The sequence below is a fragment of the Candidatus Gullanella endobia genome (assembly GCF_900048035.1).
GTDB lineage: Bacteria > Pseudomonadota > Gammaproteobacteria > Enterobacterales > Enterobacteriaceae > Gullanella > Gullanella endobia.
Genome location: NZ_LN999832.1, coordinates 667,093 through 692,607, shown reverse-complemented (window position 1 = coordinate 692,607; position 25,515 = coordinate 667,093). Strand labels below are relative to the sequence as shown.

Annotated in this window: 12 protein-coding genes and 1 tRNA gene; 9 read left to right on the top strand and 4 right to left on the bottom strand. The window is 28.1% G+C overall.

All coding sequences use genetic code 11. The features are described from left to right. Positions 1–2,434: 2,434 nt before the first annotated feature. The 4 genes from lptC to ptsN all read left to right on the top strand — a co-directional run bounded on the left by lptC (position 2,435) and on the right by ptsN (position 5,937). Positions 2,435–3,001 (top strand): LPS export ABC transporter periplasmic protein LptC, encoded by a 567-nt coding sequence (gene lptC / locus FVIR_RS01980; protein WP_067498300.1) that lies wholly within the window; start codon positions 2,435–2,437, stop codon positions 2,999–3,001. Next, positions 2,982–3,539: a lipopolysaccharide transport periplasmic protein LptA gene (gene lptA, locus FVIR_RS01975; RefSeq protein ID WP_067498297.1), complete on the top strand. Its 558-nt coding sequence runs from the start codon at positions 2,982–2,984 to the stop codon at positions 3,537–3,539. Before lptC ends, lptA begins: the two co-directional genes overlap by 20 nt. A gap of 15 nt (positions 3,540–3,554) precedes the next feature. Then, on the top strand, positions 3,555–4,280 hold the full coding sequence (gene lptB / locus FVIR_RS01970; protein WP_067498294.1) for an LPS export ABC transporter ATP-binding protein: 726 nt from the start codon (positions 3,555–3,557) through the stop codon (positions 4,278–4,280). 1,177 nt (positions 4,281–5,457) lie between these two features. After that, positions 5,458–5,937, top strand: a complete 480-nt coding sequence (gene ptsN / locus FVIR_RS01965) for a PTS IIA-like nitrogen regulatory protein PtsN (RefSeq protein WP_067498290.1) — start codon at positions 5,458–5,460, stop codon at positions 5,935–5,937. Positions 5,938–8,110: 2,173 nt separating this feature from the next. On the opposite strand, the gene FVIR_RS01960 is transcribed toward ptsN, so the two are convergent. From FVIR_RS01960 to lptF, 3 genes are all read right to left on the bottom strand, one after another. Beyond that, positions 8,111–8,192, bottom strand: a tRNA-Leu gene (locus tag FVIR_RS01960). 800 nt (positions 8,193–8,992) lie between these two features. Then, on the bottom strand, positions 8,993–10,066 hold the full coding sequence (gene lptG, locus FVIR_RS01955; protein WP_067498287.1) for an LPS export ABC transporter permease LptG: 1,074 nt from the start codon (positions 10,064–10,066) through the stop codon (positions 8,993–8,995). Then, on the bottom strand, positions 10,066–11,163 hold the full coding sequence (gene lptF, locus FVIR_RS01950) for an LPS export ABC transporter permease LptF (RefSeq protein WP_067498284.1): 1,098 nt from the start codon (positions 11,161–11,163) through the stop codon (positions 10,066–10,068). The genes lptG and lptF overlap by 1 nt, the downstream gene beginning before the upstream one ends. A gap of 1,788 nt (positions 11,164–12,951) precedes the next feature. On the opposite strand from lptF, the gene FVIR_RS01945 reads away from it, so the two are divergent. From FVIR_RS01945 to argF, 3 genes are all read left to right on the top strand, one after another. Then, positions 12,952–13,407, top strand: coding sequence for a DNA polymerase III subunit chi (locus FVIR_RS01945; RefSeq protein ID WP_067498281.1), 456 nt, complete (start codon positions 12,952–12,954; stop codon positions 13,405–13,407). Positions 13,408–13,415: 8 nt separating this feature from the next. After that, positions 13,416–16,271, top strand: a complete 2,856-nt coding sequence (locus FVIR_RS01940; protein WP_067498279.1) for a valine--tRNA ligase — start codon at positions 13,416–13,418, stop codon at positions 16,269–16,271. A gap of 1,138 nt (positions 16,272–17,409) precedes the next feature. Beyond that, positions 17,410–18,426 (top strand): ornithine carbamoyltransferase, encoded by a 1,017-nt coding sequence (gene argF, locus FVIR_RS01935; protein ID WP_067498643.1) that lies wholly within the window; start codon positions 17,410–17,412, stop codon positions 18,424–18,426. An 843-nt stretch (positions 18,427–19,269) separates the two neighbouring features. Here argF and ligA read toward each other — a convergent pair. Continuing rightward, positions 19,270–21,330, bottom strand: coding sequence for an NAD-dependent DNA ligase LigA (gene ligA, locus FVIR_RS01930; protein ID WP_067498276.1), 2,061 nt, complete (start codon positions 21,328–21,330; stop codon positions 19,270–19,272). Between the two features lie 1,750 nt (positions 21,331–23,080). Here ligA and FVIR_RS01925 point away from each other — a divergent pair. Both FVIR_RS01925 and ptsI read left to right on the top strand, forming a co-directional pair. Continuing rightward, entirely contained in the window at positions 23,081–23,338 is a 258-nt protein-coding gene (locus FVIR_RS01925) for an HPr family phosphocarrier protein (protein ID WP_067498273.1), read from the top strand. Between the two features lie 49 nt (positions 23,339–23,387). Beyond that, a complete protein-coding gene (ptsI, locus tag FVIR_RS01920) occupies positions 23,388–25,100 on the top strand; it encodes a phosphoenolpyruvate-protein phosphotransferase PtsI (protein ID WP_067498271.1) in 1,713 nt (570 codons plus the stop codon). Positions 25,101–25,515 lie beyond the last annotated feature (415 nt).

Sequence of the window (25,515 nt, the reverse complement as noted above, 5' to 3'; positions counted from 1 at the left end):
TCTGATATAATAGTACGAGCTAAAATTATACGGCGCGCCATGTGTCGATAAATAACTCTTCCGGAATTAACGATGTCGCTTAATGTAAGCTTTCTGCTTTAAATTTTATTAGTGCAGTGATATATAATATTAACTATTATAAACGGATATTTTAAAATAATGGAAATATCAAATTTTTAAAAAAATATATTATCAGTAAATAATATACTGAGATAGAATAATACTCCAATTTTATTATTTACCTGATAAAGTTTACGACATGATAATATGGATATATTATCACTATCTATCCAATTTTTTCTGTTGTACGGTAATAGACTACCAGCCAATAAAATACAGAAATATTATTTTTACCGATACTAAAATGGCTTATAATTAATATTATATTTCTATGTAGAAATTGCATAATATAATATTATCGAGTATAATGAAATTATCCCCCCGATTAAAGCTTGATTTGCGATTATTAACTAGATTATCATCATTATTCATAATTTATTACTTTTTATGCTCTCATAATTGATTGAGATGATATTAAAACAAATAGAATATTTCATAGATTTTTTATTTAACTAGATCTTTCAAATTTAATAACCTAAAAAAACAGACATTAATACTAGTGTATATTAATTTTATCTCTAATCTTACTTATATGGCTAAATGTATCTATTCGATATATTTTTGTAAAGTTAAATATCTATCATTTCTTTTTCTCTATAATCATATCTATTTGTTTTATAGTTATAGTGATTAATAATGTCCTTGGTTTTAATATTAGTAGTATTATATTGATTATTTATAATAAGATACCTATTTATAGGGAGTAAAATTTCTGTTCCGATAATATTCGGAATAGATTACTTTTGATTTTTAATCATCCTATTATGTTGATTAACTATAACAGCATTTCATCTATTGATTATCGTAAAATTTATCGACTGAAGTAAATAAGGTAGTTAATACTACTGATTCATAAATCTTTATCGAATTTTACATAACGAAATAATATTTTATCTGACCTGATCTGTTGATCATTAGTTTATATAGTTTATGCTAAATGAGTATTATTTTGATCATTAATTTATATTGTATCGATGCAAATAGCGTTGAATAATTATCTATCAGACATATTTTATATATAAATATATTACTTATATTACAACATTATTACTTTAATTTCTTATACTGAAAATAAACTGGATTCATATATCAATATGTAGTAATAGGTATTTAAAAAATCTAGTCATATAATTATAAAAATTAACAGAAAATTTTCCAAAGTAACTAGAAAGAGAATATCTTCATTCATTGAGAAATGACTAGTTATAATAACTTTAATGTAATAATATAAATAAAAACTAAAATTATAAAGAAAAACAGAGAATTATATTTGTATATCGAAGATATAATTTATAATAAACTTTAGTTATTACAAATTACTAATATTATAAAAAATTATGATACAGTTTTAGCAATTATTATTTTTACGAGTGAGATTGTTGAATAGTGATTTAATTTGTCTAATTTTGATAAAATTTATTAGAAAAAATTTTATCATTTATACATAAAATATCATACGTAGTGGATAGTAGAGAGAAAATACTAATGAAACTTTTAGTACTAAAAGTTATTTATTAAATTTATGTCTAGTAATTTTTTTAAAAAACCAAAATATTAACTTATAACATATTAAGATATTAATATTAAGATTTTTTCAATAGAGATCTATAATAAATTTCGATATTACTATTGACCTTAAATATATACAAATCACCTGATTCTATCAAATAAGGTGATTTGTATATGTTTTTTACCAATATGCTAACGATAGAAGTACTAAGTTTTATAAAGATTTTCTTATAAGAGAAGTAAATATTATGCTATGCTGTATTATGCACTATTATGATAGTGAAAAGTTATTAGCATAGTAGATATAAAAACGTTAGAGTTGTTTATCTATTAATTTTCGATATAGACGGTATTATGTCAAATAATCGTATTAACATATACAATTCATCTAATTAAACAAAGAACTTAAATTTTTTAATATCTAAAATAATTAAGGTATTTGTTGTTTTTAATATCGATATCACAGTCATTCTTATTATTATCTAATTTGTTATTTTTTATAGAAACATTGTACCTTTCTAAATATTACTCATCTTTTCGAGTGGTAATTAAATAATATTACAACCTGTAGAATACTTCTAAATATATTAAAGTTAATGCCAGAATAAGTCTCTTATATAAATGATAAGTTGATTGATGTCCCGATTATTAATTATCCTAGTTTTATCATAGCTTTATTAGATTTTTAGTTACTATTCAGCTTAGATTAGATCTTATACCTACTTCATTGGTAAATGTATTATTATATAACAGGTTTATACCTGCTTCTAATGTAAGGAAAGCTTGAGGATACTAAAAGCTTAGTATGAGAAAGATAACATACTTAACTACACTGATACTTGGATTATTAATATTCATGCTTATTGGTCGGAATTTAGCGAGCACAAATATGATACCATCTAAAATTCCGGTTAGTATCAGCGAATCAATCTATCAAAGTGAATATACTACAACCATAGTATATAATCCGTCAGGAAGACTTAATTACATATTATCGGCTAATCATATTAATTATTTTGCTAAACAAAAGATCACTTGTTTTATCCAGCCAGTTGTTATTACTTTCAATGAAAGTAGAGTATCAACTTGGACGATGAAGGCCGATAAAGCAAAGTTAACTCAGAAGAAAATTCTTTACCTATATGGACATGTTCAAGTAGATAACTTGAAAGATACATCTTATCTTAAACGCATTATAACAGATAACGCAGTAGTTAATCTTGTAACACAGAACTTTTCCTCAAATAATAAGGTAACTTTATATGGTCCTGGTTTTAATTCAACTGGTATGAAAATACATATCGATATGCAAAATAAGATCGCTGAATTAATTGAAAAGGTCGAAACATCTTATGAAATCCATCACATATAACATATTTTATCACCTTTTCTTAGCCAGCAGTTTAATACTAGTAAGTTCGCAAACACTAGCTCTACCGTTCAGTAATGATAATCAGCGGTTAATTCATGTTAACTCTGAGCGACAGATGATAGATATGGTAACTAATACTATAATCTTTATCGGTAAAGTCGTTGTAAAGTACAGTTCAATTGATATTCATGCCGATAAAGTTATTATTACCCGTCCAAATGGGAATAGTGGTAATGAAGTCGTAGAAGGTTACGGTAATCCGATTTCGTTTTATCAACTACAAGACGATAAAAATTTTATACGTGGTTATTCGACAAATGTACGTTACGAAACTGCCAATGATCTGGTAATTTTAATAGGTAACGCCTGTATTGAACGATTAGGTAGTAATGTAAAAGGTGATCGCATTACTTATCTAATCAAAAAAAAACATATAGAAGCTTTTAGCGATAAAAGTAAATTAGTTACCACAGTACTCCTACCAGCTCAATTGCAAGATAAAAATAATGCTAAAGCGTCATATAACCATGTTAAATAGTCGAGTATAAGATCTATGGCAATGTTAATTGCAGAAAATTTGGCTAAATCTTATAAAGGATGTCGCGTAGTAGAAGATGTCAGTTTAAAGGTAAGCTCTGGCGAAATTGTTGGATTACTTGGTCCTAATGGAGCAGGTAAAACCACTACGTTTTATATGGTAGTTGGAATTATCTCTAATGATACTGGTCGGATTTATATCGATAATGATGATATTACTTTTCTACCTTTGCATGCCCGTGCTCGCCGTGGAATCGGCTATTTACCTCAGGAAGCTTCAATCTTCCGTCGTCTAAGTGTATTTGATAATCTGATTTCTGTTCTTCAAATTAGAAAGGATCTTACTAATAAACAGCGAAAAGATCGTGCAAAAGAATTAATGGAAGAGTTTTATATTAGTCATTTACGTAATAATCTTGGTCAATCTTTGTCCGGTGGTGAACGACGTCGAGTAGAGATTGCTCGAGCACTCGCTGCTAACCCTAAATTTATTTTGCTTGATGAACCTTTTGCTAACGTCGATCCAATTTCAGTTGTTGATATTAAAAAAATCATAAAACATTTGCGAAAAAATGGTCTTGGTATACTTATTACTGATCATAACGTACGCGAGATACTCGATGTATGTGAACGAGTTTATATTGTTAATCAGGGTAAGTTAATCGCTCACGGACCTCCAACCGATATCATGCTTAACGATCAAGTAAAACGGGTTTATTTAGGTGAAGAATTTCAACTCTAAATAAGTGGCATTACTATTATAATTTAAATTTTATAAAGAAAAAACTTAAATTAAGTTAATTTACATGATAGAGTTTAATAAAACTATTGGATGATATTTTCGATAGTTACAATTTCGGTACTTTTACCTTAAACTAAGATAAAATAATATTTTAAAATCTGATATTTTATTATTTCAACTCTTTTAATTAGATCTATCAATATTATTCAATATTAATATGCAATGCATAACATTCTAATATAGAAACTGCAAAAACTACCAAATAGTATTTAGATTGATACTAACAGTGTTTTAATACTGCTCATTAATTAATAATATTTTACTTAAATAGTAACGCTAAAAATAATACAGATAGCATATTTATTCAAAATCATTTATAAAAATCATAATAACTAATTAATAGTTTATAAAATCTCAATAAAATACCATTTAAGATTATTTTATGTATTATCAAACAGTAAATCACCTTATTTTGATAAAAAGAGATTATTTAATTAATTTTAACTAAATATTTCCTAAATAGAAGCTATGTAATAGTTCAGAATTTAGTATTTCATCATTTGGAAAAATCTCTGTAGGTTTCACGCAACACTTTTAAAGTGAAGTATTTTTCTTAAGCTACTTTAGAAAAGAAAATAAGCGAAATTCCTTCTACAACTACTATTTCATTATCGTGAAATAGTAGTTGTAGAAAAACTTAGTAAAACTACTTAAAAATAATAGGCTAAACAACTTTATTTTAAGTTAAATATAATAATGTGTTATACTGTACTATTATATTTAGGATTTCATTTATTCTTATTAAATCAAAAATAATTAATTTAACCTTTACAAAGAAGGAGAAAACTATATAGGTATGCATAAAAAATATATTTATATTATTGATATTCATCGATATTTTAGAATAAAATTCTAAAAACTATAAAAATTTTTTCGATTATATTAATTAGATTTATTTTTTCTTGAAAGTCAAAAAGTTATAAGATTTATAAATCGTTTGTTTATTTCATAATTTATTTATCAATAATTTATACAATAGTTGAAAATATCAAGAGAAATTAAAATAACATTAATTTATCGTAGTCGACAATTCCACTTCAACTTCATATAAGCTCCTTATCTCTACAATAATAAGTCGATGAGTCTTACAAAGTTAACCAGTACCTAGGTGACAAAAATGACTAACGATACAATAATACAAATTAGTTCAGTATTAAACATTGAATGTACTCGCAGCAATGTCTACTGCCATAGTAAGAAAAAAGCGCTAGAAATTATCAGTGAAATAGCAGCAAAACAACTTAACTTGATACCACAAGTAGTGCTTGATGCAATGTTGACACGTGAACGAATAGGTAGTACTGGTATCGGTAATGGTATTGCCATTCCACATGGTAAGATAGAAGAAGATATACAACGTGCTGTGGGAATCTTTATACGATTAGAACAACCTATTGCATTTGACGCGATCGATAATCAGCCTGTAGACTTACTATTTGCGCTTCTTATGCCATCAGATCAGCGCAAAATATATTTTCATACTCTTTCATTTGTAGCAAAGCGGCTAGCAAATAAAACTATCTGCCGTCGTTTACGCACTGCTCAGAATAGCAAAGAAATGTATCAAATCATAATTGAACTAGAAAGTTGTGACTAACGCTATAGTGATATTTATACACTTAAATAGATTGGATTGAGTAAAGATATAAGCATAATTCTATTGTTATAAAATAGCTAAAAAGAAGTATAGCAGCATAGTATTAATGAATACTTATCAGCTTAATTAAACTTAAGTCAAACCATTAAATTTCGTGTATTAGAAATGTAGATTTTTACTACATAATAGCTTATTTACAATATTATTACTATAGCTGTCAGGTGTACTTATGATAAGCAATATCTCAGCTTCAGTAAGAATTAAAGTTCGCAATATTCCTTAATCGCCGATATTATTAAATATTTTATAAGCTATTTAGGACCTTTCTGTTAAAATTGTTGTTTTAAGATACTAATTATAATAATATTATTCGTCGCTATAGTGGAATCTATCTGGTATATTGATTAGATAAGATGATATTATATGCACATTCATTAATCAGATGTAAGCGAGAATTAGCTATAATATTTTAATCGTCAAATATAGTATTAATATCGAGGCTAATATCAAACTCATAGATATCTACTACTATTAGATAGTAGTAATAATATAGATATTTAATTCTAAATTAAACAAAACAATAATTAAAATCAATACGACCTGATTATAATAAGAAAAAAGATGATATTGATAACGGTAATAAAGCTATTTAATGTTAATTTTGTAAAAAATATTTTTAATTAAAAATAGTAATGGTATATTAGTAATATATATTTTATATTTTGAGCTTAAATGACCTCAATTTTATTTCTTTGCATAAGTATTTTACTATTAAAATTAATTCTACTACTATTTGATAGTAGTAACCTCAATTATAATTATATTATTAATAATATAATTAACGATATTTATTTTATAATACTGGATAATAATTCGGTTTCCGATTAGCAAAATAAATTTAAAAATTATGTAACTTAATCAGGACAGTTAGTTATATAACTAATAATATAAAAATAATATATAATACTACTACATAACTTGAAAAGTTTTTATTATCATAATAACTTTGCTTCACTCAACGATTCATTTAAATAACAATCATCTAATAAGATGATTAATTATTAATAGCTATTGCTATTATTTTAAAATGAAAATTCAGATTTCCATTAGATCATTAACATCATGATTTATTTCATTTAATATTTTTCTGTATCAGAGATATTACTCTATAAAATATTATAGCGTTACGTTTCGTTAAAAACCATTCATAAAAAATCTTATGTATTTATAATACAATAAAACTATTTATTTAAATTAGTAGTATAAAAAGACAATAGTAGCTATTTTATTTTATATCTATAATATCATCGATTAAGATAAGTATGGTCATTTTATCAGAACTTATAATCAAATTATCCTATAAACAGAAGGTTAACTAGTCACTACCAGGTTAAATATTTTTTAAAACATTTTAAATACTAAAATATTCACATATTCAAAAAATATAATCATGTTATTGGGCGTTAAGTGATTAGATAAAACTATCATTTTACTCATCGTAAAATGATATTAATTTTATGTGCTATAAAAAATTCTATAGCAAGATATTCATTAATTATGCTGATAGCATTTTTTTTGAATTTGACTTTAGTTTAAGATCAGACTGTTTTTCTAACTTCATAAAATAAGATAGTAAGATGATTTTCCTATAGAAAAGTAAATATAGAGAAAATATTTTTTTGTAATTATTTTAATAGTTTAAAGATATATCTTTGCATTGAAAGATTCAGTGTATCAATATTTATTAAAATAATAAGCATTGAATTTAAAATCGTTATGTATTTTTATTTAAAATTTTTATAAAAATCTAATTCATTTTTTTAATATAAAAGATTAATGATATATGTTTCTAATTTAGTATTCTTATCTTATTTCTCTTGCTTCTATCTAAATACTAGAATTAATATCTTACGCGTTATTATTTACGATAAATCTTCTCTGAAAAGTAGAAATTATTATTTTATCAATAATTGCTAAAATTTTTATAAAAATATTTCTTTCTTCTCTTTTAAAGAGAAATTTAATATCAAATTGATAATAATAAACTACACTGTTACTTAATCAGTGATTCTAATAAAAATTGAGAATTTTTATTAGTTTTGAATCTTATGGTTTTTTCTGATAGTAAATCTCAGGAAAATACTGGTCGACCATCTATTGATTTTTTAGATAATACCGAAGGCCGGACTCGAACCGGCATACCAAAAGGTGGTTGATTTTGAATCAACTGCGTCTACCAATTTCGCCACTTCGGCATCAAATAAGAAGTAAAATACGTATATATTATACTTCCAACAAATTCTAGTGCAATTCTAATCCATCTTTCAAGAAAAAATTACTAAAAACCAAATATTTAATTGCTAATAATGTTTTAATATTATTGACAAATAAAATATGTCTTTAATTGTAACAGCATTTGTTAATAATAGCTAATAACTATTCTTTTATAATAGTTCTGTTCTTTTTTTGTTACTAGTAAGAAAAATATCTCTCTATAGAGATATCTTAAACTAATCTTCGGTTATTTATTAACCTAATACAAGTTAATAATATCAAAATCACTTTAAAGAATTAATTTAATTATGTATAATCACACGTAAATCAAATTAAACAATATTAAGCTCTACATAGACGATATATATGATTCAAATCAATAGATTTTTATTTTGTAATATTTACTCTATAAAATATTATTTAACATATTATTGTTTTTATATGTTCTCTTAAAGAGAGAAGCATAAATAACCTACTGAGATATTTTTATTTAAACCAAATAGGAGTGTTTTTCCGGAAATAAAAAAGAAAGAATTACTCTTAACTTTGAGTTAACGATAAACAGTATTACATATCCCAATATGCTAATTCTTATATCTAATAATGTAGTTAATATAATTAAAAAATAAATATTTTAATAAAATTCTTTGGTTCAAGATTTTGATTTGAATAAATATAATACTATTAAAATTTAAAGATAAAAAGACAAGATTAAAGTTGCGTTAATAAATAACGTTGATAATATTATTTATCAGTACCTCACCAAGAAATATTAAACACGTCATTGACGCTGTAATAACACGATAATACTAATAATAAAAAATCCTATATTAGGTAAAAGTGCTCCGAATACAGGCGGTATATCATATACTAGACTTAGCAGTCTAAAAATTTGATCTAAAACGTAAAATAAGAACCCAAAACTTATTCCAATAACTACTCGTACTCCCATAGTAACGCTTCGCAGTGGTCCAAAAATAAACGATAAAGCCATGAGAATCATCACTGCCATAGAGAATGGTGAAAAAATCTTACTCCACATATTCAGTTGGTAACGTTTATAATCCTGTCCGTTATGTTTAAGATAATTAATGTAATTGTGAAGTCCTAAGATAGATAATGAATTTGGATCTAGTGTGACAACTCTAAGTTTATCTGGCGTAAGATTGGTTCTCCATTCGCTGTTCAGAATTTTCTGACTACTAATTTGCTTGTCATTAGTTAAATCTAATTTATCTATCTGTGATAGTTTCCAAATGCCATTTTTATACTTAGCTATAGTGGAATAGCAGAGCGCCTTCAGGCGATCTGCTTGATCAAAATGATAAATGTTGATACCGATTAGCTTATCGCCGTTACCTGCTACCTGTTCAATGAAAATAAAATCGTTACCATCTTTAGCCCAAAGCCCATTTTTGGTTAAAAGTATAGAGTTACCATAAATCATTTGTATACGATAATTACAAGCTATTTTCTCGCTTTTTGGCACTACCCATTCACCAATAATCATAGTTAAAAGTATTAGTGGTATAGCGGTTTTCATCACTGAACCAGCTATTTGCATATATTTAAAACCAGACGCCTGAATTACTACCAGTTCGCTATGAGTTGCTAAAGAACCTAATCCTAGCAATGTTCCTAAAAGCGCTGCCATCGGAAAAAAAATCTCGATATCCCCGGGAACTCTGAGTAAGGTAAATAATCCCGCACTTACTATAGAATAGCTACCCTGACCTACTTTTCGCAGTTGTTCGATAAATTTAATTATACCTGATAGTGATATCAATATGAATAGTGTCATCATAATATCATTGAATATTATTTTACCGATATATCGGTCTAACACATAAAACATTATGCTATTCTTCTTTTATAAATATATCTGAAAAGTCTTTTCATCGGTACGCTATCCCATAAATTTAGTACTAGTGCTAATATCAAGTATGTAGCATTTATCAACCACATCCAAAGAATTGAGTTAATTTTATCCTTCATATCGTTGGAATGTAGTACGGTTTGTAGTAGAAAAAAAATTAAATATAATAACATCGCAGGCAATATGCTCAATATCCGACCTTGGCGCGGATTGATAACTGACAGCGGTACTACCATTACCGCCATAATTACTACTGATATTACCAGTGTAAATCGCCAGTGTAATTCAGCACGCGCCTTAGGTTCATTGGAATACCATAACTTATGTAGGAATTGATGAGCATCTGTTCTGTTTACAGTCACTACCCTTCGACCAATAATTGCCTGATATTTACTGAAATCAGTAATGCGAAAATCACGTAATAACGCAGTTCCCTCATAGAGGGTACCTTTTTCAAGCATGACTAGTTGAGATCCATCTAATCGTTGTTTTATATAACCACGCTTTGCTACTATTACGAAAATACGCATATTATCGTTCGGTTTAAGCTGTACTAGAAATATATGTTTAAAACATTTATCTTTGATTTTGCTAACAAATAGAACTAAATTATCGTTTTCTATTTGTTTAAATTGCCCCTCGATCAGCGATCCAATACTAAGATTAGCTTTAGCTTTCGATATAATCATATCCTGATATTGCGACGACCAGGGTGAAATCCACACTACATTTATTATAGCTAATATCACAGTAATTAAACTAAGAAAAATCGCTGAACGAATTAATATATTTTTTCCAAAACCACAGGCATACATAACTGTAATTTCACTTTCAGTGTACATACGACTTAAAGTTATTAATAATCCTAAAAATAGACTTAAAGGTAGAATCAATTTCATCATTTCAGGCATGTTTAATGCAAGTAAAGATAAAACTAGGTTTAATGGGATATTTCCATTTACAGTTACCCCAAGTATCCGAACTAGCTTTTGACATAAAAAAATCAAAAGCAAAATAAATAGAATAGTAAACTGACTTTTAAATGCCTCTCGAACAAGATACCTAGTAATTATCATGTTTATTTCACTTTTTAAAAATTTTTTATTTTTCAGAAAATTTCATGATTGCATTACTAATTTTTCATTGATATATAAAACAACTATCTACCTTTATTGCTAAATTTAGCATAATAATACTAAGTATTCTCGTTAGATATGAAAATGAACTAATTGACGATAAGATACTATTCTTTTTATTGTTCAAATTTAAGTGTAAAATAGATTAAAAGATAGATTAAAAGTTGGATGATAATGGGGAAGTTAATTTCATTTCATATTTCTGATTTTTTATCTTTATAACTTAGTTAGGTATATTTAGTATAGTATAAAAATGGTAGCTAAGAAAATAACAACATTGTCTATATTATTATATGAGTATTTGAAGTACATTGTTTTAATTGTAAAATAGTTCGAAAAATTAAAGATAACTGTACTAACGATCTATTTCTTCCTAGCGAATTAAAGAATAATATTAAAAATATTATTATTGTATTATGATCATATTTAGGTATTCTGCCGAAATAAATTATGTTGATTAATTCTATCAAAAAGTGCTCACTAGGTAAATTCCACTATAGGTAGGTCATTAAGACCCGTTCATATGCTGAAGCATAAAGGTTTAATAGAATTCGTGTTCTTTGAGTAGAGATCTGTATTAAGAATGCAGAATACCTATTCTAGAAATTTATTAAGTAATAGAAATAGATAAAAATAAAATTTATATTTTTAATTATTCAGTAATAATAAAATTAAATTTAAAGTACTACAAAATAGTATTCATTGTATTGATATATATATGATTTATAAAATTGAAAACGTGATTTGTAAAAGTTTAGTGATTATTGCTGATTTTAAGTCTATAAAAATTTAAATAATATACTAATAAATATTTTTAATTCCGAATTTTTATTAGAAAAGTAGTGTTAACTAGATTCCAATTATAAAAAAACAATTAAAACTTTATATTATTAGTGAATAGTATATGAAAGACTGAGAAATAAATAAAATTTTTTCAGAAAAGTAAGAGGATTAGATGGTAAAGCAAATCGTTAATATTAATTCAGAGAGCATAAAAGTAATTATAATTTTAATATATATCTGCTGTTCTGGTTAGAAACAAACTTGATATTTAATGCAGACGATATTATTTAAAGCTTAATAAGCATATTGATAAAATAAAAATAAATGCAAGATACTACAAGTATAATGATAGAATTTAATATAATAGTGAATATTATTTGCATAATAATTGAAAGAGCTAAACATAGATATTAGATGATAGTTGGTTCTTTTCGATACTACCGCTTATGTCTGGTATTTTTATCTTGATATTATTATTGATATTAAAACGGTAACCAGTGCCTATTTATTTTATTGGAGTATTATTTTATCGTACTTATATTAAGTATGATCCTTTTATCTTTTAAACTAAAAGAGTTACCGAGAAAATAAAAGTAGTATATTTAGTACTTATTACTTAAATAAATTTTAAGAGAAATTGAAATCAAACTCTTTACTAATTATAATGAACATTATTAATAATTTGGTTTATTGAAATTACCGTTGGTTATTTTCTAATTTTATTTCATACTCAACACAATTAGATGTGTATAAACATCAATGATATCTCCTGGTGATCCGATAAAGCTAGAATACTACAATCCGCTCAGTGCTAATTGAGTCGCAATCCTTATTCAATCATACTAGACTCAACAGTGGTAGCTAACCGTAATGAAGTATGATTACATGAATATATAATCTTTATATCAACTTTTTTCTATAATTTCATAATACATTAATAAAAATATGAAAAACGTAATTTTTTATCTAATTGAAAAATATGATATAAGTAATGGTCTAACTACCGTTGAACAACTTGCTTGTAATTTAGCAGCTGATAAATGGCGGCAAGGAAAGCGTGTTCTTATTGCTTGTGAGGAGAATGATCAAGCATTTAAGCTCGATGAAGCGATGTGGGTGCATGATCCCAATGCTTTTGTGCCACATAACTTAGCAGGAGAAGGTCCAAATCATGGTGCGCCAATAGAACTTTGCTGGCCACAATGCCGGAGTAACACACCACGGGATGTGTTGATTAATTTGCTACCAGTTTATGCGGATTTTGTTTCTGCTTTTCATGAAATAATAGATTTTGTACCAAATTCAAATGTTTTAAAACAACTAGCGCGCGACCGTTATAAAATATATCGCAATTTTGGATTTCAATTAACTACAATTATATTACCAAAACGCGGTAATTAACAATATATATGAACAAAACATACAATCACAAAGATATTGAACAATCAATATATAACTCTTGGGAACGACATGGGTATTTTAAACCAAAAAACGATACCTGCCAAGATAGCTACTGTATCATGATTCCACCACCTAATGTTACTGGTAGCTTGCATATGGGGCATGCCTTCCAACAGACTATTATGGATATTCTAATTCGTTATCAGCGTATGCAGGGTAAAAATACTTTATGGCAAGTGGGTACTGATCATGCCGGTATTGCTACACAAATGGTAGTAGAACGAAAAATCATTGCTGAAGAGAGAAAAACTAGGCACGATTATGATCGTGATACTTTTGTTAATAAAATATGGCAGTGGAAATCTCAATCAGGCAATATGATTACTAATCAAATGCGTCGTTTAGGTAATTCTGTAGACTGGAGTCGCGAACGATTTACTATGGATGAAGGATTATCTAACGCAGTGAAAGAAGTATTTGTACGGCTGTATCAGGAAGATTTGATTTATCGCGGAAAACGTTTAGTAAACTGGGATCCGAAATTACGCACTGCAATTTCGGATTTAGAAGTAGAGAGTTTTGAATCTAAAGGTTCTATATGGTACTTTCGCTACTCGCTTGCTGATGGTATACGTACCGTTGATGGTCTAGATTATCTTGTTATCGCTACCACACGTCCAGAAACTATGTTTGGTGATACCGGCATAGCAGTAAACCCGAAAGATCTACGTTATCAAAATTTAATAGGTCAGTTTGTAATTCTACCGTTGATTGGTCGCCGTATTCCAATTATTGGCGATGAATATGCCGATATAACTAAAGGAACTGGTTGTGTTAAAATCACGCCGGCCCATGATTTTAACGACTACGAAGTTGGGAAGCGACACTCACTTCCAATGATTAATATTCTAACCTTTGATGGTACTATACGTCATGATGGTGAGGTATTTAATGCTAGTGGTGAAACAAGCAATGTAGTATCAGGTGAAATTCCAGTGTTTTTCCGCGGCTTAGATCGTTTAGCCGCCCGTAAGGAAATCGTGATAGAATTAGATCGTCTTGGCCTACTAGTTGATACCCAACAACACACTATTGTACTCCCTTACAGCGATCGTAGTGGCGTAGTTATTGAGCCTATGCTAACTAACCAATGGTATGTCCGAACTGCACCGTTAGCAAAGGTGGCAGTAAAAGCAGTTGAAAAAGGCGAAATTCAGTTCGTGACGAAACAGTACGAAAATATGTATTTTAGCTGGATGCGCAATATTCAAGACTGGTGTATTTCCCGCCAGATATGGTGGGGCCATCGTATACCAGCGTGGTACGACATAGATGGACAAGTCTATGTCGGTCGAAATGAGTCTGAAGTACGCAAAAAGAATTGTTTAGGAAATAAAGTAAAACTGCTTCAAGACAACGATGTATTAGATACATGGTTCTCTTCCGGGCTATGGACATTTTCTAGCCTTGGCTGGCCTGAAAATACCAATGTACTAAAAATATTTCATCCAACAAATCTAATTATAAGTGGTTTCGATATTATCTTCTTTTGGATCGCACGTATGGTTATGCTAACTATGCATTTCATAAAAGATCAGCATGGCAAACCACAAGTTCCGTTCAAAACTGTTTATATAACAGGCTTGATCCTTGATGAGAAAGGAAAGAAAATGTCTAAATCCAAAGGTAATATCATTGATCCGTTGGATATAATTGATGGTATCTCATTGGATGATTTAATAAAAAAACGTACCAATAATATGATGCAGCCACAATTAGCAGATAAAATTCGTAAACGAACTGAAAAAGAATTTCCTAACGGTATTAAGTCGTATGGTACTGATGCCTTGCGTTTTACACTAGCAGCTTTAGCTTCTACTAGTCGTGATATTAACTGGGATATAAAACGTTTAGAAGGATATCGCAATTTCTGTAACAAATTATGGAACGCTAGCCGTTTCGTGTTAATTAATGCTAAAGAGCAGGACTGTGGTTTCCACGGTGGTGAAAGAATTCTATCGCTAGCAGATCGCTGGATTATATCAGAATTTAATCAAACAGTGAAGTTATTTCGTAAAGCATTAGATAACTATCGCTTTGATTTGGCGACCAACATTTTATACGAGTTTACCTGGAACCAGTTCTGCGATTGGTATCTGGAAATGACCAAACCAGTAATAAGTAGTTTCAGCAACGCAGAGAAGCGCGGTACACGCCATACTCTTGTTATTGTACTGGAAGCATTGCTGCGGTTAGCACATCCGATCATTCCATTTATTACTGAAAGTATTTGGCAGCAGATAAAAATCCTTACTGGAGAAAAAAACAGTACTTTGATGCTTCAACCGTTTCCGGTTTATAATGCAGCACTGACGGATTTTGAAGCACTCAATGATTTGGAATGGATAAAGAAAGTAATCATCGCAGTGCGTACTATTCGAACTAATATGAATATTGCTCCTAATAAACCACTGTCGGTTCTACTACGAAAAATGTCACCTAAAGTGACTCGCCTAGTGCATGAAAACTTAGTTTTTATGCGTGCTTTAGCACAAATTAACAATATTACCCTACTATTAGGAGACGATAAAGGACCGATCTCTATTACAAAAATTATTGATAACGCCGAATTATTGATTCCAATGGCGAATATTATTAATAAGGATACTGAATTGGATCGTTTATTAAAAGAAATAAAACATATTGATAGCGAAATTAGCCATATCAATATTAAACTCAATAATAAAAAATTTATTAATTATGCACCAGAGTGGATAGTAGAAAAAGAGCGTAATAAGCTGAAAAGTTATCAAGAATCTAAAATAAGATTACTGGAAGAACATGCGATTATCGCTGATTTGTAAGCTGATTATGTGATTTTATTACGTGAACTAGCCATACTATTTGTCATGTATTATTATCTAGCACTACTTTTCATGTAAGTAATAGCTATTTTAGCATATTTAAAACTGAGTAGATTTTAGTTACATTCTCATACTAAACTATGTTATTATATTGAATTTTTTAATTTTATTTTTAAACATTTATATCGTAAATACATTCATAATTATTTCTTTAATAAAAGATACTAAAGATACTATGTATACAATATTATATTGATGACTATCTATTAGGTTTCCAACTAACTTTTATACTGTATTGTACATAAACTATACTATGCATAGTTATAAATAAATAAATTAAAAAAATTTTTCTTACTAAACTGCGAATTACTTTATTCGAAAATTGTATTCTATCATATTTTATTAAAAATGGATAATATCAGCTATATTTGCTTTTAAACAAATATGTTAAGACACGTTTATCTATTGGATAAACGCAAATAGTAAAAAACGATTTTATAATATGAATAGGTATATCTATGTTATGTTTTAGCTTACTATTATAGTTAAAAATAAATAAAAGATTATCGATTAATGATCTTTGTTATTTTAATCTAATTTTTCTCTCTTCTCCTCATTTTTCGTTTAGATCTTTAAAATATGTGCTTCAGTTATTGTCATACAATCCATAGTGTAGCTATGGAGTAATAATTATTTTATTTTATTTACTGTGAACTTTTCTTACGATACAAGCTTAGTTATTTTATAACAAAACACTAATTGTTTAACCTTTAAGTTAAAATTTTTAGTATAGAATATTTTATAATTTAAATTGAAAATGTAGCTATTACTTTTCCATAAAATAAAATTATCTAAAGAAAATGATATTCAATAGTATAAGGCAATCTAAATAAATATTATCTCTCAGTAGATTATCAGTAATTAAAAAAAGAGATTTTTAATTACTAAATATGAATTTTTTATAGTTTCAATATATCAAGTTATAAAATGCTATTTTATACAGTAGTAATTTTATCTTCACGGCTAGCAATAAAAGATTTTTCTATTTAGCGCTTGAAATTGAATATTTATATATATAGAGTGAATTTTAATTTAACTAGTTTTATAGAGTCTGAAAAAGATAAAGGAGAAATGAATGATAAATCAACTCTCTAAACGCAATTTTTTGCGATTAATGGATTTTACCTCTGCTGAACTTAATCAGATTCTAGCGCTAGCTAGCGATCTTAAAAACCAGAAACATACTGGTAACGAAATACCATTGCTAGTTGGCAAAAATATTTTACTTATCTTTGAAAAAGATTCAACCAGAACTCGCTGCTCTTTCGAAGTTGCCGCTTTTGATCAAGGTGCTAATGTAACCTATTTAGGTCCAAATGGGAGCAATATTGGTCGTAAAGAATCCATTAAAGATACAGCTAGAGTTCTAGGTCGTATGTATGATGGCATTCAATACCGCGGTTATGGACAAGATATCATTGAAACGTTAGCACGTTTTGCGGGTATTCCAGTATGGAATGGGTTAACAACTGAATTTCATCCGACTCAGATCTTAGCTGATTTACTTACAATACGTGAATGTTTACCGGGAAAAACCTTTCAGCAAATAAAATTAGCTTATCTTGGCGATGCACACAATAATATAAGTAACACTCTATTAGAAGCGGCAGCAATGACCGGCCTCGATCTACGATTAATTTCACCCAGTGCCTATTGGCCTGATCAGAAGTTAGTAACTATCTGTCGACATCTAGCGAAAAAAAATGGTGGTAACATTACTCTAACTGAAAATATTAGAGCTGGTATAAAGGAAGTTGATTTTATTTATACTGATGTATGGGTATCTATGGGTGAAGAAAAAGAAGTATGGCAAGAACGTATATTGCTCTTACGTACCTACCAGGTCAACATGACCTTGCTAAATCAGACCGATAATCCACAAGTAAAATTCTTACACTGTTTACCTTCATTACATGACGACCAAACTATTCTTGGTAAGCAAATTGCAAAACAATATGGATTTTCTAATGGTATAGAAGTTACTGATGAAGTATTTGAATCATGCCATAGCCTAGTTTTTAACCAGGCAGAAAACCGATTACATACAATAAAAGCACTGATGGTAGCAACACTTATGTCGCCATCAGCTGAGTAATATTCTAGCATCTCTAATAATATGTAAATTATTAATATCATTAATCTGAAATCTGATCTTTATTGGAAATTTAGAGATAACAAAATATTTTTTACTATTGATATGGATTTATCAGCTAGCGTCTAAATTAATACATTCTAAATAATTGAGGTTTTAATAAAAAATTTAATCAATATAGATAATATATTGGTAGCTATCAATCTTTATATTGGCAGATAATTTTATTAAAAGGTAATATTATTCTTATTTAGCATAAATCATTATTTATGATATTTAGTTGATAGCTAGAAAACATTAAAACATTTTACTTTTAATGTTTAGGTAACATAGTAGTTATGAAGCTATAAAGAAAAAGAGTAACATCAATTATATCGTTTTCTTATTTAATGTAAGACTATTAGTTGACAAAACGATCAGTAACATTTAAAAATTCAAATAATATCTAACTAACAAGTTTAGGAAGTTAGAGATTACGTGTATCTCGAGTTTGGTTATTTGATTTCTATAGAAATTAAAATACTTAATCCATAGTAAGTTATTTATTTATAATTACCATATAAAGGATCGGAAGACAGTACTGTATTTTCCGATTATAATATTTATTAGCATTTCGTTAACTAATATATTAGCTAACGAAATGCTAATAAATCTAATAAGAATCGTAATACAGACCTATTTCTTTTTCCGAGAAAAGTTATATATTATATTAATAGATAAGTTTCTTATAAGATATTTTTGGTTTATAGATGGTAAAATACTATTTAGTTATAAAATATTAAATTATACAATACTTAATTTTTCCTATTCGAGAATTTGAAATCATTCATTATATATGCTTAATTTTTAGTTATTGAACTGCTTTTCTGTTATTGCATTTAAATGACCTCTTAAAAGATATATCATTTTTGTTTCATCTATCATTGGGATATTCAATTGTTTTGCTTTAGCTAATTTCGCTCCAGTTGTTTTTCCTACAATAAGTAAATCGGTTTTAGTAGAAATACTATTTCTAACTTTTGCACCTAGCGTAACCAAACGATCTTTAATTTCATCCCGAGAAAAATTATTTAGCGTTCCAGTTAGAACAATAATCTTTCCAAAAAAAGGATTATCTCTTGTTAATATAGGTAAGACCATAGGTTCAGTCCAATTAATGTTGATTTCTGGACTTAATAAATCCTGAATAACTTTAATATTATGTGTTTCTTCAAAAAAGTTACGTATGTGAATAGCAACAATATTACCAATATCCTTTACACCCATTAGTGAATTAATATCGGCAGCGATCAAAGTGTCTAGCATTCCATAAGCGGTAGCTAGATTTTCTGCTATAGTTTTACCTACCTTTTGTATTCCAAGTGCATATAGAAAACGTGAAAAAGTTGTTTTTCGGGATTTTTCTAACGTTTCTAATAGATTTTGTGCCAATTTAGGTCCTATCCGATCGAGTTGCATGAATATCTTTTTGTTCAGCCGAAATAAGTCAGCTGGAGTTTTTACTAATTTACGTTCTACTAGTTGATCAATAATTTTATCACCAATACCACTAATATTCAGTGCCTGACGGGAGACAAAATGTTTCAATGTTTTCTTTTGTTGTGCAGCGCAAATTAATCCAGCAGTGCAACGCAATATTGGTTTATTTTCTATCTGCTTAACGTTTGAGCCACAAACTGGGCATTGCATAGGAAACGATATTTTTTTCGCTGTTGCAGGCCGTTTTGATATAACAACACTAACAATTTTTGGAATGACATCGCCAGCACGACGAATAATAACTGTATCTTCAATCATCAGCCTTAGTCGTTTAATCTCGTTAATGTTATGTAAAGTAGCATTACTGATAACAACACCAGAAACTAATATTGGCTCAAGGCGCGCAACTGGCGTAATTACACCAGTTCGTCCTACTTGAAACTCTACGTTATATACACGGGTTAATTGTTCTTGAACTGGAAATTTATAAGCGATAGCCCAGCGCGGCGAACGAGCGGTAAAACCTAAATGCTGTTGTAGTGCTAACGAGTCTACTTTAATTACTAAACCATCAATATCGAATTCGAGCAATGATCGCAATTTCTTAATTTTCCAATAAAAATTAAGCACCGCTACACTACCAATACAACGGCAGATTTGGTTACTAACCGGCAACTCCCAAGCTTTTAATTGCTGTAAACATTCCCAATGACTTTTAGGTAACTTACCTTCTTTTATAAGGCCGACGCCATAGCAATAAAACATCAATGGTCGTTTAGCTGTAATTTCTGGATTTAATTGTCGTAATGAACCGGCAGCAGCATTGCGTGGATTAACAAAAACTTTGTACCCCTCTCGCTTAGCTGTTTCGTTTAAATGCAAAAAACCAGCTTTTGACATGAATACTTCACCTCGAATCTCCATAATCTTTGGTAGATTACCGTGATCTTTCAATTGCAATGGAATTGTTCGTATAGTACGTACGTTAGCAGTGATATCCTCACCAATAGTACCATCGCCGCGAGTAGCAGCACGTATTAACTTACCATTATCATACAGTAAGCTAACTGCTAAACCATCTAGTTTTAGTTCACAACAATAGGTTATATCTTTATCATGATTAAGTTTTTTTCTCACTCGTTTATCAAATAATAGAAAACCTGCTTCTTCAAAAACATTATCTAGTGATAACATTGGAAAATCATGATGCACCCGTCTAAATTTTTTTTGTGCCTGTCCACCAATACGTTGACTAGGAGAATCGATAGTTAGCAAGTCTGGCCGTTTGGCTTCTAGCATGCGTAGCTCCGCCATAACTAAATCATATTCACTGTCAGTTACTTCAGGAGTAGCTTCTGAATAATAGAGATATTCCCAGTGTTGTAATTGCTTACGCAATTTTAAAATACGTTTTTCAATCTGTTCCATAATACACCATTAGTAGAAAAATCTAACGAACGATGTTGAACATAATAATGTCATATCAGAAAACGTTATAACTTTTAATATAGAGTATATTTATAGTTCTAATAGATGTCACTATATTAGTAAACTATATTGGCATATCATTATAATAATAATTATGATATTTATGTGTATAAAAATTAATCATATTATCTAATTTGAATGTATAGATTTTGTGTATATTAACTAAATTAAAAACATCAGTCTGTTATTAATAATACTGAGAAAATAATTAATACTTTTTAATCATTATTCGTTTCTTATTAATATAGAACATATAATAAGAAGTAATCATATAGCTACTGAATATTAATTTTTGTTTATTTTTTATACTATTCTGAATTAATTTTATTTAATACTCTTATTGCATTTTTTCTACTATTGGAATCATACATATTAAAATTAGCTTTAGACGTCAATAAATGATAATAGAGTAATAGAAGTAATAGAAGTAATAGAAGTAATAGAGTATAGCAATTTTATTGGCAACTACTAATAGCAGATTATTAATATCACTCATTTTCATATCGTTGATTTTAAAAAATAGATAATAAGTTGATATAAAGACAATACAAATATAACATCATATTTGCAATTGTAGTATTATATACTAGCTTTTTATTTTTTTAATTACATATTACTATATAAATAAAAATAAAAAGTTTGTTCTAATTATTTTTTAAAAAATAATAAATATCTTAAAAAGATATTTATTATTAATATAGAAAATTGTATTTATATCTTATGTATATCAAGATATAAATAACGAAAATAACACTAAAATGAGATAATTTAATATAGTAGTTTATATTGTTCATTTTTTAACTAGTTTAGATAGTTGGATGCTATATTGGATGCTATAGATGCTGATTTTAATAACGCTGTATTTTATTCCAAATAATAACTAGTTAAAATACTAGTATTGTAGTTTTCTCATTACTTAAATTCTAACTATGTTATGTAGTAATTATAAATTTAATGATCTATGTAATAACACTTTTTGAAAAAAAACATAAGCAAATAATACTGTATTAGCTATTAAATAATAGACTGACTATTAGTTTTATTCTGTTATTCTATTTAAATTATATCGATAATAGTTATATATTAAAAATATAAAAGATCTTACATTAATTATAACTTCAGTGTAGAATACCACATTTTATTATGCTAAAAATCTAAAAATAGAACTACTAAAAATACTACTTAGTAGCAACATTAACATCATGTAGCATCATATATTGTTTTAACCGAAACTAAAAACTGATTGCGCTAAAAAATCATAAATATCGATTACCGTAAGTTTTATAAAAATTTTGAAATCAATTTGTATTAATAAATAATATAAAAGAGATGTTATTTCCAAATTAAAGAAAATATTATAAACGATTTGAATTATTTTCTAATCATAATAATAGATAAGTTCGTTCATATACAATAATCTAGTTATCTATAAATAAATCATTATCTATCTATCTGAATAGATGGAACTAGTTATGTAAGATCTTTTATTATAAATATAGATATCAGAAAGAACAAAAAGTATACATCAAATAAAACTATAGCCAATAAATACTATAGTAATCCTATTCCTTATATGCAAAAAATACTATTTTAGTAATATTTTATTGAAAAATATATAGGCTAAAATAGTCTTTTCAGACTAAACTTGTCTTTAAAAGACTGATATTATCTAATAAATAAAGGAAATAAAATGTATAAGAAAGATATTATAATTACTGCTCATAACGGTCTGCATACTCGTCCCGCTGCTCAGTTTGTTAAAGAAGCAAAAGGATTTCATTCTGAAATTACAATAATCTCTAATGGCAAAAAAGCAAATGCTAAAAGTTTGTTCAAACTACAAACTCTAGGTCTAATAAAAAATACTGTTATAACTATTTCTGCGGAAGGTGATGATGAAGAAAAAGCAGTAGAATATTTAGCTAAATTAATAGAAGAACTTGAATAACATACAATTTGGTCTTTAAAGTTAACATGTATTATTAGTAAGGTCAGTTATGATTTCAGGAATTTTAGCATCACCTGGCATTGCCTTTGGTAAAGTTTTATTATTAAGGGAAGATAAGATTATTATTAACCGGGAAAAGATTACTCTGGACCAGGTTGATCAGGAAATTAGACGTTTTCTTACTGGACGTGCTAAAGCTTCCGCGCAATTAGAAATAATTAAATTAAAAGCAGGCGAAACTTTCGGTAAAGAAAAAAAAGCTATCTTTGATAGTCATATTATGTTATTGGAAGATGAAGAACTTGAACATGATATTATAACGCTTATCAAAAAGGATCTTGTCAGTGCGGATGCCGCAGTTTCTTTTGTAATTAGAAAACAAATTAAAACGTTGGAAGAATTAAATGATGAATACCTTAAAGAACGCGCTGCAGATATACGTGATATTGGTAAACGTTTACTACGTAATATTTTGGCTATGCCAATCATTGATCTTAGTACTATTAATGAAGAAGTTATACTAGTAGCAGTAGATCTAACACCTTCAGAAACTGCACAGCTAAATATTGATAAAGTACTAGGTTTTGTCACTGACGTAGGTGGACAGACTTCCCATACGTCTATTATAGCACGTTCACTCGAGCTACCGGCTATTGTCGGTACTGGTAATATTACTCACCAAGTTATCAACGGTGATTATTTAATTATAGATGCTATTCATAACCAAATCTATATCAATCCAGAACTAACAATAATTGAAGAGTTAAAAATACTAAAAAATAAATACACTTATGAGAAAAACGAATTAGTAAAATTAAAAAATATACCAGCAGTTACACCTGATGGCCATAAGGTCAAAGTCTGTGCTAACATCGGTACCGTTCGTGATATTGCTAGTGCCAAATATAATGGTGCAGAAGGAATTGGTTTATATCGCACTGAATTTTTATTTATGGATCGCGATTCTTTACCAAGCGAAGAAGAGCAATTTCAAGCTTATAAAGCAGTAGCTGAATCTATATCTACTGGTTCTATTATCGTTCGAACCATGGATATCGGTGGTGATAAAGATTTGCCTTATATGAATTTGCCAAGAGAAGATAATCCATTCCTTGGATGGCGAGCTATTCGTATTAGTCTTGATCGTAAAGAAATATTACGTATTCAGCTAAACGCTATCTTACGCGCCTCAGCATTCGGAAAACTACGGATTATGTATCCGATGATTATTTCGGTAGAAGAAATACGCATCCTAAAACAGGAATTATTAATGCTAAAAAGCCAACTACATAAAGAAGGAAAACAATTTGATGAAAATATTGAAGTTGGAGTAATGGTAGAAACGCCAGCTGCAGCAGTTATTGCACATCATCTTATACAAGAAGTTGATTTTTTTAGTATCGGAACAAATGATTTAACTCAATATACTCTTGCTGTAGATCGCGGTAATGAATTGATTTCTCATTTATATAACCCTATATCTCCGGCAGTACTAATTTTAATTAAAAAAGTTATTGATGTATCTCATTCTGCAGGGAAATGGACCGGTATGTGCGGAGAACTAGCAGGAGATGAACGTGCTACACCACTTCTGTTAGGAATGGGACTAGATGAATTTAGCATGAATGCTATTTCTATTCCACGTATTAAAAAAATTATTCGTAATACTAATTTTTATGCTGCCAAAGCATTAGCAGAGGAAGCATTAGCTCAACCAACAGCAGAAGAATTAATGAATCTAGTCAATAAATTTTGTAAATAAAAAATTATTTTATTAATTTTATAATACTAACTAATATAAAACCTATTATTTTATACTGAAAACTCAGCATAGAAATAATATTGTGATTGAGTGCAATCTCGCTATTTCTATAAGAAATAGCGAACTGGTGAATTTATCTAATAGTATTATAGTCGATAATAACTAAAATCATTCACATAAAGAATATAATTCTAATAATATTCATTGAGCGCTATGATTTTTAATTGAATTATACAATGATATGATATATCGAATATTCGAAATTTAAAAAATTTCAGATTAATCGCTTAAGTTAATAATATATTTCATATGTTTATGTATTATAGCTACAAAATCATAAAGTTTAGATCAATATATGTTCTTATAAATTTTATTTAGTTATTATATAAAATATAATTAATCTATGTTTTATAGG

Coding starts and splice junctions, on each gene's coding strand:
- lptA (WP_067498297.1), top strand. CDS start 2,982: ATGAAATCCATCACATATAACATATTTTATCACCTTTTCTTAGCCAGC.
- lptC (WP_067498300.1), top strand. CDS start 2,435: ATGAGAAAGATAACATACTTAACTACACTGATACTTGGATTATTAATA.
- ligA (WP_067498276.1), bottom strand. CDS start 21,330: ATGGAACAGATTGAAAAACGTATTTTAAAATTGCGTAAGCAATTACAA.
- ptsN (WP_067498290.1), top strand. CDS start 5,458: ATGACTAACGATACAATAATACAAATTAGTTCAGTATTAAACATTGAA.
- lptF (WP_067498284.1), bottom strand. CDS start 11,163: ATGATAATTACTAGGTATCTTGTTCGAGAGGCATTTAAAAGTCAGTTT.
- ptsI (WP_067498271.1), top strand. CDS start 23,388: ATGATTTCAGGAATTTTAGCATCACCTGGCATTGCCTTTGGTAAAGTT.
- FVIR_RS01925 (WP_067498273.1), top strand. CDS start 23,081: ATGTATAAGAAAGATATTATAATTACTGCTCATAACGGTCTGCATACT.
- lptB (WP_067498294.1), top strand. CDS start 3,555: ATGGCAATGTTAATTGCAGAAAATTTGGCTAAATCTTATAAAGGATGT.
- FVIR_RS01940 (WP_067498279.1), top strand. CDS start 13,416: ATGAACAAAACATACAATCACAAAGATATTGAACAATCAATATATAAC.
- lptG (WP_067498287.1), bottom strand. CDS start 10,066: ATGTTTTATGTGTTAGACCGATATATCGGTAAAATAATATTCAATGAT.
- FVIR_RS01945 (WP_067498281.1), top strand. CDS start 12,952: ATGAAAAACGTAATTTTTTATCTAATTGAAAAATATGATATAAGTAAT.